Origin of the sequence: Nostoc sp., assembly GCF_036918245.1 — a bacterium.
Taxonomy (GTDB): domain Bacteria; phylum Cyanobacteriota; class Cyanobacteriia; order Cyanobacteriales; family Nostocaceae; genus Nostoc.
On the sequence record NZ_JBALEF010000110.1, the window covers coordinates 1 to 11,930 of the forward strand.

Annotated in this window: 13 protein-coding genes and 1 pseudogene; 3 read left to right on the forward strand and 11 right to left on the reverse strand. The window is 41.5% G+C overall.

All coding sequences use genetic code 11. The features are described 5' to 3' along the window. Positions 1 to 84: 84 nt before the first annotated feature. Positions 85 to 795: pseudogene (locus V7L12_RS31960) on the forward strand (mechanosensitive ion channel family protein); the annotation flags it as partial. Here V7L12_RS31960 and V7L12_RS31965 read toward each other — a convergent pair. The 10 genes from V7L12_RS31965 to V7L12_RS32010 form a co-directional block, all read right to left on the reverse strand. Beyond that, the gene (locus V7L12_RS31965; protein ID WP_335090582.1) at positions 737 to 1,051 is read right to left on the reverse strand and encodes a hypothetical protein; all 315 of its coding nucleotides are present in this window, start codon (positions 1,049 to 1,051) and stop codon (positions 737 to 739) included. The pseudogene V7L12_RS31960 and the gene V7L12_RS31965 sit on opposite strands and share 59 nt — an antisense overlap. Before the next feature lie 66 nt (positions 1,052 to 1,117). Further along, positions 1,118 to 2,074 carry a metal ABC transporter permease gene (locus V7L12_RS31970; RefSeq protein ID WP_335090583.1) on the reverse strand — a complete coding sequence of 319 codons (957 nt, stop codon included), beginning with the start codon at positions 2,072 to 2,074 and terminating at the stop codon, positions 1,118 to 1,120. Positions 2,075 to 2,101: 27 nt separating this feature from the next. Further along, positions 2,102 to 2,851, reverse strand: coding sequence for an SDR family NAD(P)-dependent oxidoreductase (locus tag V7L12_RS31975; RefSeq protein ID WP_335090584.1), 750 nt, complete (start codon positions 2,849 to 2,851; stop codon positions 2,102 to 2,104). Between the two features lie 314 nt (positions 2,852 to 3,165). Then, positions 3,166 to 3,723 (reverse strand): transposase, encoded by a 558-nt coding sequence (locus V7L12_RS31980; RefSeq protein ID WP_335090594.1) that lies wholly within the window; start codon positions 3,721 to 3,723, stop codon positions 3,166 to 3,168. 6 nt (positions 3,724 to 3,729) lie between these two features. Beyond that, positions 3,730 to 4,455 (reverse strand): hypothetical protein, encoded by a 726-nt coding sequence (locus tag V7L12_RS31985; protein WP_335090585.1) that lies wholly within the window; start codon positions 4,453 to 4,455, stop codon positions 3,730 to 3,732. Between the two features lie 76 nt (positions 4,456 to 4,531). Beyond that, a complete protein-coding gene (locus V7L12_RS31990; RefSeq protein ID WP_335090586.1) occupies positions 4,532 to 5,353 on the reverse strand; it encodes a metal ABC transporter ATP-binding protein in 822 nt (273 codons plus the stop codon). Positions 5,354 to 5,469: 116 nt separating this feature from the next. After that, a complete protein-coding gene (locus tag V7L12_RS31995; protein WP_335090587.1) occupies positions 5,470 to 6,522 on the reverse strand; it encodes a metal ABC transporter substrate-binding protein in 1,053 nt (350 codons plus the stop codon). Positions 6,523 to 6,786: 264 nt separating this feature from the next. Continuing rightward, positions 6,787 to 7,185: a CVNH domain-containing protein gene (locus V7L12_RS32000; protein ID WP_335090588.1), complete on the reverse strand. Its 399-nt coding sequence runs from the start codon at positions 7,183 to 7,185 to the stop codon at positions 6,787 to 6,789. Positions 7,186 to 7,676: 491 nt separating this feature from the next. Next, complete coding sequence (locus tag V7L12_RS32005; protein WP_335090589.1) at positions 7,677 to 8,456, reverse strand: MBL fold metallo-hydrolase; 780 nt, start codon at positions 8,454 to 8,456, stop codon at positions 7,677 to 7,679. Between the two features lie 118 nt (positions 8,457 to 8,574). After that, a complete protein-coding gene (locus tag V7L12_RS32010; RefSeq protein WP_335090590.1) occupies positions 8,575 to 9,342 on the reverse strand; it encodes a Uma2 family endonuclease in 768 nt (255 codons plus the stop codon). Positions 9,343 to 9,533: 191 nt separating this feature from the next. Here V7L12_RS32010 and V7L12_RS32015 point away from each other — a divergent pair, with 191 nt between their 5' ends. Continuing rightward, positions 9,534 to 10,427: an alpha/beta fold hydrolase gene (locus V7L12_RS32015; protein WP_335090591.1), complete on the forward strand. Its 894-nt coding sequence runs from the start codon at positions 9,534 to 9,536 to the stop codon at positions 10,425 to 10,427. Positions 10,428 to 10,552: 125 nt separating this feature from the next. Then, a complete protein-coding gene (locus tag V7L12_RS32020) occupies positions 10,553 to 11,611 on the forward strand; it encodes a serine/threonine protein kinase (RefSeq protein ID WP_335090592.1) in 1,059 nt (352 codons plus the stop codon). 91 nt (positions 11,612 to 11,702) lie between these two features. Here the strand turns inward: V7L12_RS32020 and V7L12_RS32025 are convergent. Then, a partial coding sequence (locus V7L12_RS32025) for a hypothetical protein (RefSeq protein ID WP_335090593.1) occupies positions 11,703 to 11,930 on the reverse strand: 228 nt, incomplete at its 5' end.

Sequence of the window (11,930 nt, forward strand, 5' to 3'; positions counted from 1 at the left end):
CTCGGTCTATATCTTGAGGCAGGTTTTGGTTCATATTTGTGATACTCCCCCTCAAGTGTCCCCCTTGTCAATACTCTGCCACCTGAATCCTTACCTACATCACTAATTTCTAACCTTGCTAAGGCTACTGTTTTCGTTTTGGGAACATTAATTGTATTGCAAACAGTGGGTGTTCAAATTACACCGATAATCACAACTTTAGGTATTGGTGGTATAGCAGTTGGTTTAGCACTTCAAGACACACTTGCAAATTTATTTTCTGGTTTTTACTTAATTATTTCTAAGCAAGTGAGAACTGGAGATTATGTGAAATTAGATGCTGGACATGAGGGATATGTTATAGATATTTCTTGGCGGAATACGACAATTAAAGAAATTTCCAATAATGTAGTCATTGTTCCTAATTCTAAGTTGTCTTCTGCAATTTTCACAAACTATCATTTACCCGCAAAGGAAATTACTTTAACAATGGATGTGGGTGTAAGTTATGATAGCGATTTGGAAGAAGTTGAAAGAGTAACTGTAGAAGTTGCTAAAGAAGTCATGCAAGAAATTGCACCGGAATTAAAAGAAAGTGAACCATATATCAGATTTCATACTTTTAATGATTTTAGTATAGATTTTACGTTATATATGCGCGTAAGTGAATACTTTGACCAACGTATTGGTAAACATCTATTTGTCAAAAAATTACACAAACGCTACCAGCAAGCAGGAATTCAAATTCCCTTTCCCATCAGAGAGGTTTATGTGCCAAATAATGTAAATAAAAATTCCGCATTAAATCCAGACTAACTCTTGCTAAGTACAGCATTTGATTAATTTGTAGCGAATTAAATTTGGCAATACCTTGCAATGCCAATGCATCCCGATACAATGCCAATGCATCTCGATACAATGCCAATGCATCTCGATACAATGCCAATGCATCTCGATACAATGCCAATGCATCCCGATACAATGCCAATGCATCCCGATGCAATGCCAATGCATCCCGATACAATGCCAATGCATCTCGATACAATGCCAATGCATCCCGATGCAATGCCAATGCGTCGGCCGTATTGTTAATGTGTCGCCCTGCATTAAAAAAGCTACGCCTTTACACAAAACTGTACTAAGGGAGGTGTTTTGTAGAGAGGGGAGGGAGACGGCGTTTATATCGTCCTTGCAGGTTCCTGGTGAGCAACACACAGGCAAATATGGCGGTTGAAAGTAGCACTACACTAGCTCCAGAGGCAATATTGAGGTAGTAGCTGAAGTAGATGCCTATAAACGAAATCGCAGTTCCTAAAATCCCGGAAATAATCATCAGATAAGCAAAGCGATCGCTCACTAATCGCGCAATTGATGCCGGAATCACCACGGCTGAAATAATCAAAGTTACCCCCAACACATTCAGTGTCGCCACTAGTAAAGTTGCCAACATCAAAGCAAATAAAGTATCCATTGCAAAAACGGGTACGCCATGAACTTGAGCAACTTCTCGGTCAAAACACCAAAATAGCAACGGGCGATAAAACAAGAAAACCAGACTGAGTAAGACAATCGTCACACCCGTCACTACCCACAAATCATTAGGGGAAACGCCCAACACATTGCCAAACAAAGCGGCTTCAAAGTTTTGGCTAAACTTGCGATAGCTACTGATCACAGCTACTCCTAAAGCAAAGCTAGCAGTTGTGACAATTCCAATAGCTGCATCCGAGTATATTTTGCGTCCTGTCAAATATTGAATCAGCAGGGCAGCTGCAAAACCCCAAATCCCAGAGCCAATGTAGAAATTCAAGCCCAGTACATAACTCAGCACGGCTCCCCCCAAAATCGCATGAGATAAACCGTGGGCAATGTAACTCATTCTCCGAGTTGTAATATAAACTCCCATAATGCCGCATAATAGCCCTGCCATCATGCCTACTAAAATGGCACGGCTAAAAAATTCGTAGCGAAAGGGAGCTAGTAAAAAATCCATATTTTTATCAACAAAGGCAGGAGACAGAGGATTGAAGCAAGGACGACGCCAGATGCTCCACGGAGGCGATCGCTGGTAATAGGAAAAATCATGGTGAGCCAAAAGCTCATGGGTAGTGCAAGCGATGTCTTATTCCTGTTGCGTTGGTCGGATTAAAATTTCATTCACGTTGACGTGAGGCGGTTGGGTAACAGCATAGACGATCGCCCGTGCAATATCTTCCGGTTGCAGCGGAGTGACGGCTTTGAACCGGGCTTCGAGCGCCTGTTTCGCAGCCGGATCGGTGATATTGTCGATAAATTCGGTGGCAACCAGACCAGGTTCAATAATGGTGACACGAATATTGTCTTTATGAACTTCCTGCCGCAGAGCTTCTGAAATCGCATTTACGCCCCATTTGGTGGCGCTGTACACACCCATGCCTGCCCGCGTAATCCGTCCGGCAACGGATGAAAGATTGACCACATGCCCAACGCCCTGTGCTTTGAAGATAGGCAAAACCGCATGAGTTGCATACAGCAATCCCAAAACGTTCAGGTCGAACTGTCGCCGCCACTCTGCTGAATCGCCATCCTCAATCGTTCCCAATCCTCCAACGCCCGCATTATTCACAAGAATATCGATTCGTCCTAAAGTTGTGTTGACCTTTTGCACCAGTGAGTTCACTTGGGTTTCATCGCTGACATCCGTGACAATCGGTAAAGCCTTTCCACCAACCGCTTCAATTTTTTGTGCAATTTCATTCAATCGCTCGATTCGACGAGCCGCGATCGCCACGTGTGCGCCTTCTTCTGCAAGAGCGATCGCCGTCGCCGCCCCAATTCCTGAAGATGCACCTGTAATAATTGCCACTTTTGCGTCTAATTTGCCTGCCATCATTTCCTCCTGATAATTTTCTGATACTTGATGATTGCACTCACACTCTAGTAACTGTAGCCCATACCAGCTTCAACCCAGCACCACTGACTGCGCTTTCTTTGAGTAGCTTTCTGATGGTTCGATACCTGCGTACAGAGGAGAAGAGATATATTCAGTATTAAATTTGTGCTTTTGTCAATGCGTAAGTCCTAAATACTTCTTTCCTCCTGCCTCCTGCCTTTGTTTGTAAAAGCAAGCTGATATGGCTCAGTGACAATTATCTTGCACGCAATAGTTCCAAATTTTATAGTCAAGTATAGTCAGACATTTAAAATTTAGGTTTGAGCAACTCTACTTTTGGCGTAGTCACGTTTAAATAGTGGAGTTATCCGCCTTGGATGTACTACCAGACATCCCCTATCCCTTAGAATAGACTTGTTGCAGTCGAACCCTTCGGGATTACTTTTTCTGCCGATGTTCAATGCACCATTAAGATCGGCATGAATCTTTAAACCATCCTTACTCAGATACCACGCACGTTTAACACGCTTTCCTGAGAAAATGTGGTTTACCTTATTGTTAGGGTCATAAGTTGGGATAATGTCCCAATCAATTGCTGAAGCCCGACTAGTGTAGGATTCCTCTGTAACCTTAACGGTAATGCCAACTCGTTCTAATTTATAAGTCAGCATTTCGATAAATCTAGCGTGCGGTATTTGGGTGAAGTTCTGGTTGTTCCGTTTCCCTAAATTAAGATGAGTTTTCCACTGTTCATTTTTTCCTATTGACACATGAGTTACTCCTAAGTACAAAAATTCGTTCACAATCATTTTCGTGGATTGATGCAGGTAGGAATCTAGAAAATTGTTTCGGTTACGAACTATGTTTGCAATCCGCTTTTATGAACCTCTTTCAGGAGGCAGGAACCCTCGGAATTTAGCAATCTGCTTGTTGTAGAACTGGTTAGCTGATTTTAATGGTTTCCCATTTACGGCGATTGGTTGAATTGTTAGGTCATTGAAAACAATTGTCGCCAAGTTATCAAGCCCAATATCGATCGCTGCATTTAGTTGAGGGTTAAGACTGCAAAAGAACTCACTCGTTTCTGGTATTTCATAAACCACTTCAACAACAAAGCATCCGGTTTTTGGCATGATTCGCACTTCGCACAAATTCTCAAACTTTAAAAGAGGCTTTACCGGAATGCTGATTGGTGACATTGAAGGAACTATCCAACCCTTGTTAAACTCTCTCTTGCCAATAGCCTGATTGTTAAATTTAACTAGATTTTTGTCATCAATATAACTAGGTGGTTTCGGTTTACCTGTGAACTTATTTGAGTTAAGTTTATATGCTGCCAAAGCTTTGTAGTAGGCTATCCAAGCGTCTCCATTTTGTTTGAAGACCAGTTGAGCTACCTTAGCTGGTAATGCTTTATAGCTATCATGCTGTTTAAATAAAATATCTAATTTAGCCTGTGATTGTGTCCCCCATCCATAGAAAAACCCTTGGCGTTGTGTGAATTGAGCCGTGTTATAAAGCTGTCGAGAAATTGTGGTGATGTTAGCACAATAATCAAACCATTCATGCCCATCTTTGATTAAATGTTTTTCTACTTGCCGCATGATGATTACTTTTAATCTCAAATTAATATACTATGTTTCAGGTATCTGAATTCATTTGATTATATTTGACTATGTTTTATTTAAAGTTTTTCAATACTTCCGGCAAGTTGTCTTGCATTTGATGACGTAGGGAAGTACCACCGCTAGCGATCAAGATTCGGTCTTGTTGGTGGAAAACTACCATTTCTCCACCAAAAGTCTGCCGAAGATTTGCAGGACTGAAGACATCGATAGGTTGACCTTGACAAATTAAACCGTGGTTGAAACATACCACCCAAGGTAGATGAGTCGCTACCGAGTTGAGGTCATGGGTGGAGAGGATAATTGTCAAGCCTTTCTGATTTAAATCAGCTAATAGGTGCAATAGTTCGTGTTGAACGTGCAAGTCGGAACTGCTGGTGGGTTCATCTAAAAGGACTATTTCTGGTTCTCCTACTAAAGCACGGGCAATAAAAACCCTTTGCTGTTGCCCACCAGATAGATTACCGATCGGTTGATGGGCAACATGGGCAACCCCGACGCGCTCCAGGAGTTCGCTGGCAACTTGGCGATCGCGCCGCGAAGACCAAGGCAACACCTTCTGCTTTTGGTAACGCCCCATCATCACCACTTCCAGAGCCGTAACTGGAAAAGTCCAATCCACCGTTTCCACCTGCGGCACATAGCCCACCGCCTTTGGTGATACTCCTGGCTTTAAACGCTTTCCTCGAAACCAAATCTCTCCAGCCCAAGGATGAACTAATCCTAAAATCGCTCTAATTAAAGTGCTTTTACCACTCCCAGAAGGCCCTACCAAACCAGTAAGTTGACCAGGATAAAGCGTCAAATTAACATCCCTAAACACTGGCTGGGTTTGATAACCACAGGTTAAATTTCTAACTTCAAGTATTGGTTGCATATACAGCAGATTTCAAATTGGTGAACTACATAACGATTCGTCTAAAAGCCAGGTAGAAAGCGTGTTTTACTTCTGAATTCTGACTTCTGAATTCTGCTGTACTTATTTTATTAATCTTACTTAGTTGCTGTTGGTCCAACAACATTTCCAGTGTTCAAGTTCTTCACTAAATCAGGATTTCCTCCTAAATTAGAAGCGATAATTCGCATATTGTTAGCCATCATCCCAATATAAGTATGCTCAGGATTAGTGTTTTCCATTGCATTAGCTGAACCTGTTCCAGGTAACTCATCATCGGCAGTGTTGGCAGTTTTTATCTTTGCTTCGCGGGCAATTTGTTCTTCTACCTTGCTGGGGTAGACCTCAGAACCAAAAATTGCTGGAACGCCTGTTTTGCGAATTTGGTCAATTAGCTTTGCGACATCTTGAGCGGATGGTTCCTTAAAATCTGAAGGTTGAATCGCACCAATTACTTGAAAACCATACTCTCTAGCCCAATACGCCCAAGAATCATGGTAGGTCAAAAGTTTACGGTTTTTGGCGGGAATACTGGCGACGATTTCCCGTGTTGCCTTGTCTAAGGCATCCAGACGTTGTAAGTAATTTTTGAGATTAGTAGCGTAATAATCTTTGCCAGCAGGATCTAAAGTAGTTAACTGTTGGGCGGCTAGTTTGGCGTAAGCCTCAGCATACTTGGGGTTTACCCATAAATGCGGATTGGGATCACCCTTTTCTTTGGGAAAGCTGAAGTCGAAAAGCCATTGATCTTGAGTAATGGTATTACTGCCTAGTTCAAAGATTTTAGTTTCTTTAGGCTTCGAGGCTTTTGCTAGTTTTTCTGTTGGGGATTCCAAATGCAACCCATTGGCGATAATCAAATTAGCTTTGGATAGCAAATCAGAATCACTGGGACGAGGTTCAAAGGTATGGGAGTCGGTTCCTTCTGGAATAATACCCTTAACTTCTAAGCGATCGCCTGCAATGTTACTCACAATATTGGTTAAAGGAGCGACTGTCGTTACAACTAAAGGCTTATTTTGTGTCTTTTGTCCTACTTGAACTGGAGTGGTTGTTACTTCAGGATTGGAAGACACCGTTTTATCTGGAGACGGACTGCAAGCTACTACCATGAAGCTAAGTACAAATAGCAATCCGGGGAGGGTCTTCATTACAATCAAGCCTTCTAAATTAAAGGGTCAACCTCTAATTAGACCTTTTACCGATATCAAGATGCAATGCCCCCTCAGGGTATTTTCGGTTAATTTTTAGATTTTTGTACCGAACAGCCTACTTAACCTGAATTGGAAAAATCCAGATTAAGTAGGCTGTTTTGCAGATGGTGAACTCCACGAGTAATCATGAGAACGCCAACCTATGAAAAGGATTGGCGACAGCTAGGCATTATAATCTATTTTTATGCCAATATTATCAATTCAGGGACTGCTACTATACTTCAGCACACCATTAATATTTTCAATTCCTTGCAAGACTATTGAAGTCCACTTAAGTGTGCCATTTCTACTTTTACAAGCAGCTTTTAAATAGTTTCCTTTGATGCGGATATTCTGGCAAGTGAACTGATAATTGCTAACTTTACCAGGGTCAGTCACTTTGAAAGTACCGTTAATATTTTCAATCCCCCGTAAGACTATTGAAGTTTTCTTGAACGAACCATTGGATCGGCTACAACTAGCTGAGAGAACGTTGCCAAAAACTGAGATATTGTTACAGCTTTTCTGATAACTGCTAGGTGTAGCATTAGCAGGGCTATTAATCCCAACTAAAGTAGATGTTGCTAAAAGAGCAATTACATTAAATAAATTTCGCTTCATGGGGCTTCATTATGTGGATAAAATATACTACATCTTCAAATAACCAGATTTCGGATGCAATCCCATAATTTTCCATCCGTCTCTCCTCATACGCGATTATCATTTTTATTAATAATAATATTTTGAGTATTTTAACTGGTTGACAAAAGGGACTTTATCTTAATTTCTTACGAATGGGTACATATCAAAACCTCACCCCTAACCCCTCGTCCTTAGTAAGGAGAGGAGAGATAAAGCACAGCTTTATCGGGGTGAGGCTTCAGGATATTTTCGGTTGATTTTTAGATTTTTTTACCAAACAGCTTACATAACCGGAATTAGAGAAATCCAGATTAAGCATATTTTGCAGATGGTGAACTCCACGAGTAATCATGAGAACGCCAACCTGTGAAAACGATTGGCGACGGCTAGGCATTTATTTAATTAGCTCTTTCTAATGTAGATAATCCCTTAAATATTGGTCGGATGTCGGCAACCACTATCTAGTCTCATTAGATTGCTAATGCTCGTTTTTCTAAGCGTAGTTCAAAGCGATCGCCTGGTTTCGGCTCGAGTACCTTCGTCGCAAGATTGTTTTTCTCAAGTAACGAGCGAAATTCCTCAGCAGTTCCTTTAGTTTGAATGAATTTCATCAGGAATCCTTCAAACGCCACATCACCACCAGCCGCAGTAGGTATTATTACTTGAGGCTGTAATGATTTTACGACTTCTAAAGCACTATTTTGTCCTTTAATAATCGACCCAAGCAAAGGTAGCGTCATATCAATAAACGGTGTAATCACTACATCGATAGGTGTAGCTTGCTGAAGTTGTGGAGAATGATACCCATGAGGCTCGTAGTATACAGTTAAACCACTCTCCAATTCTTTGAGGAGATAACTATTTTCTACCAAAGTGGGGCCAATTGGAGAGCCAGGGAAAGCTTTGATTTCAATTTGATTATTTAAAGTGAAAGTTTCACCATGAGCCAATACTGTTACTTGGGTGTAACCTAACTGCTGTACTACCTTAGCTGCATTGGGAGAAGCTACAACCTTGATGCTGTGGTCGAGCAGCTTGAGCGTTGGTGGGTGAGTATGGTCTTCTAAACCCTGAGACAGCAGAATCAGATCGATATTATCTGGTATCGGGCGCTCTTGCGATCGCGAACCTTTAAAAAACCAATCCAAATTGCTAAAAATTAACGAACCAACCAGCCAAGGGTCTATTAATACTCGTTTTCCGCCGATTTCCAGCAGCCAAGAGTTGCTGTCTAACCAAGTTAAAAACATAAACTTATGTGAAGATAACGCCTACCTTCATTATCAATGATGTCAGCTTTATTGCAGGCATTGAGGTTACTACTGCGTTCTCACCACAGAGCGATCGTAATTTCAATTATAGAAATTTTTACCTATCACTCTCAAGAAAACGTCTCCCCAGATCCAACGATAAAATAAGTACCACCTCTTCCACCGATAAACTAAGAGTACTGGCAATCTGTTCTATACTCAAGCCTAATTCCAATAATCTAGGTATTGCATCCTGTCGCGCTTGTTCTGCTTCTTGTCGCGCTTGTTCTGTTTCTTTATGACTTAACAGTTTTCTCCCAGTTTGGGGGTTAAAAAACCGCAATTCTTCGTCAATCAATCTGAGGTCTAAACCCAATACTTCACTGTGAAAAGACGAGACACCATCGGGTAAAAAGTTGGATGTAATGGGTTGATATTTGCGCTCAAATAAATAGGAACCCTTTAGTCGTGGGTTGAGGTAATCTCCGGTTGGGTCATACTGAAAATACTCTTGCACACCTAAAAGTGAATATTTCTTGGGTTTATCCTCTTCATCGTTTTCTTGGGTGCTTGCAGAAGTGATTTCCAAAATAAAATTAGGGACTTTACCCCCTTCTTCCCAAACCTTGTAGCTGACGCGCTTTTTCTTGTCTACCTCAAATACCACAAAGACATCAGGAGCAATCACAGCACTAGGAATGCCCTTTTTGTAGTAAACAAATAGATTCCCTGATACGTAAACATCATTTCGGTCTTGGAAATAAATGTCTAAGGCTTCTACAGCATAAATTAGATAATCCCGTGCTGGGTCGCTCTCAGCTATTGGTTTACCATCAAAGCTGGGGTAGATAATTTCGGTCTTGAGTTGGTTAGCAGAAAGGGTCATGCATGGTCGCTTCTCTCCGAGACGCTGCGCGTAGCTTGCTTCCCCAAAGGGGTACGCTCCAATTCAAAATAGGTTATAGGGCAAAGACTTTAACTCAACTGGGACTGATTTCAAAATAGCATTTTGTTCAGACTTCATTTTAGGTCAGAGAACATTAGTATATTTGAAGAAAGACTTTATTAATCTTAATAATGACTGTAACTACACAACAGCTTACAACCCAAGACGCCTTTGAAAAATTCATTTGGACTTGGCAGGGTTACAAAATTCAGTACACTGTCATGGGTACAGGACGCCCTTTGGTACTGGTTCACGGCTTTGGTGCTTCCATTGGACACTGGCGCAAAAATATCCCAGTCTTAGCTAATGCTGGCTACCAGGTATTTGCCATAGACCTTTTAGGTTTTGGCGGTTCTGATAAAGCGGCCATTGATTACAGTGTGGAAGTTTGGGTGGAACTGCTGAAAGATTTTTGCACAGCACACATCCAAGAACCTGCTGTATTTATTGGCAACTCCATTGGCGCACTTCTGAGCTTGATTGTACTGGTAGAACATCCAGAAATTGCTGCTGGCGGTATTTTAATTAACTCTGCGGGTGGGTTGAGTCATCGTCCCCACGAATTGAACCCGCCACTACGGATGGTGATGGCAACTTTTAATCGGTTTGTGCGATCGCCAATTACAGGTAAATTAGTCTTTAACCGCATCCGCCAAAAAGCCCAAATTCGCCGCACCCTCTACCAAGTTTACCGAAACCGTGAAGCCGTCACCGATGAATTAGTCGATTTACTTTATACTCCTTCTTGCGATTCAGGAGCGCAACAAGTCTTCGCATCTATTCTCACAGCCCCTCCTGGTCCAAGTCCAGAGGAACTTTTGCCCAAAGTAGAACATCCTTTATTAGTAATTTGGGGTGCTGACGATCCCTGGACACCAATTACCGGGGCCAAGATTTACGAAAAGGCACGGGAGAATGGCAAAGATATCAAAATTGTTCCCATTCCCAATGCCGGTCATTGTCCTCACGATGAGGTTCCAGATGTTGTCAATGCCCAGATTGTCGATTGGCTAGCGCAAAGGTGATAATTTCGCCTTTCTGCCGATATATATTAGCCCAAGCAAGGTAAAAATGGGGCTAACAATCTGGGTGAGTGGATCTTAATCTTTTAATTGCACCTTGACAGAATCAAACTCGTATGGTGTGTGAAATGGAGCTTGATGTGCGTAATCGAGATAAAAGGGTAATTCCCTTAAATCACCATCCAGATTTTTCAGAACTTGGCTATCAAGTCATCAGCGAACTAGGACGCAACCAAGAAGGGGGACGCATTACTTACTTAGCTAATGTCCTCAACTCTAATCAACAGGTGGTAATTAAAGAGTTTTGTTTTGCTCGTGCAGGTGCTGATTTATCAGGTGTGAAAGCATATCAGCGCGAAATTGAAATCTTGCAACAACTCAATCATTCCCGCATTCCTCGCTATATAGATTCCTTTGAAATGCCAGGGGCTTTTTATCTGGTACAGGAATATAAAAATGCCCCATCCTTGGGATTAAAATGCAGCTTTAATCCTGAAGAAATTAAGCAAATTGCTCTCTCAATCTTAGAAATTTTGGTTTATCTGCAAAAGCAAGTTTCCCCAATTATTCATCGGGATATTAAGCCAGAGAATATTTTGGTTGATGAAGAACTAAATGCTTATCTGGTTGATTTTGGGTTGGCTAGAATACAGGGTGCGAAAGTAGCTCTAAGCAGCTTGATAGCAGGAACTCCAGGTTTTATGCCACCAGAAGAACAGTTTGGTCATTCTCTGACTGAGGCATCAGATTTATATAGTTTAGGAGCAACACTAATTTGCTTACTTACTAATACCCGTTCTGTTGAGATTGGCAAATTAATTGATGATAACTATCGCTTTAATTTCCAGCAATTAATTCCTCAAATCAGTCCGCGTTTCCGGTGGTGGTTGATGAAAATGGTGGAACGTAACCGAAAACGTCGCTATGCTAATGCGGCTATTGCTTTAAAAGCACTTGGGACAATTGAGGTTGTTGGTAGTGCGACTGGGATAGATAATTTAATCAAGACAATCAAACCTAGAAAACGAGCCACTTTGTTGGGACTAGCTACTGTTGTTACACTGGCTGCGGTTGCGGGAACTTTGATGAGTTGTCAGCCTGGTAATACGGTTAGGCAATTGCTGGAAGCTAGAGAATGTCAAAGCTTTGATTTAAGCTCAGGTTGCCAAGAAAAAATCGGAAATTAAGATTAATTAGGTTGCATCTGGCTAAGGATTACAGCGGTTTTCAATTGAATAGACTACACGCGTAGGGGCACAATATATTGTGCCCCTACAATTATGTATATTCCACGCTTGTGAAAATTGCTGGAATTTGCATGAGTATCCAATACTCGTCAACGGAGATAAAAGGTGGATGAATCCAGTTTAAATACTCGTCAACGGAGATAAAAGGTGGATGAATCCAGTTCAAATACTCGTCAACGGAGATAAAAGGTGGATGAATCCAGTTCAAATACTCGTCAACGGAGATAAAAGGTGGATGAATCCAGTTCAAATACTCGTC

What these genes read in the sequence shown, in the direction of transcription:
- V7L12_RS32010 (WP_335090590.1), bottom strand. Translation starts at nt 9,342, where the DNA reads ATGACCCTTTCTGCTAACCAACTCAAGACCGAAATTATCTACCCCAGC.
- V7L12_RS32005 (WP_335090589.1), bottom strand. Translation starts at nt 8,456, where the DNA reads ATGTTTTTAACTTGGTTAGACAGCAACTCTTGGCTGCTGGAAATCGGC.
- V7L12_RS32015 (WP_335090591.1), top strand. Translation starts at nt 9,534, where the DNA reads ATGACTGTAACTACACAACAGCTTACAACCCAAGACGCCTTTGAAAAA.
- V7L12_RS32020 (WP_335090592.1), top strand. Translation starts at nt 10,553, where the DNA reads ATGGAGCTTGATGTGCGTAATCGAGATAAAAGGGTAATTCCCTTAAAT.
- V7L12_RS32000 (WP_335090588.1), bottom strand. Translation starts at nt 7,185, where the DNA reads ATGAAGCGAAATTTATTTAATGTAATTGCTCTTTTAGCAACATCTACT.
- V7L12_RS31975 (WP_335090584.1), bottom strand. Translation starts at nt 2,851, where the DNA reads ATGATGGCAGGCAAATTAGACGCAAAAGTGGCAATTATTACAGGTGCA.
- V7L12_RS31985 (WP_335090585.1), bottom strand. Translation starts at nt 4,455, where the DNA reads ATGCGGCAAGTAGAAAAACATTTAATCAAAGATGGGCATGAATGGTTT.
- V7L12_RS31995 (WP_335090587.1), bottom strand. Translation starts at nt 6,522, where the DNA reads ATGAAGACCCTCCCCGGATTGCTATTTGTACTTAGCTTCATGGTAGTA.
- V7L12_RS31990 (WP_335090586.1), bottom strand. Translation starts at nt 5,353, where the DNA reads ATGCAACCAATACTTGAAGTTAGAAATTTAACCTGTGGTTATCAAACC.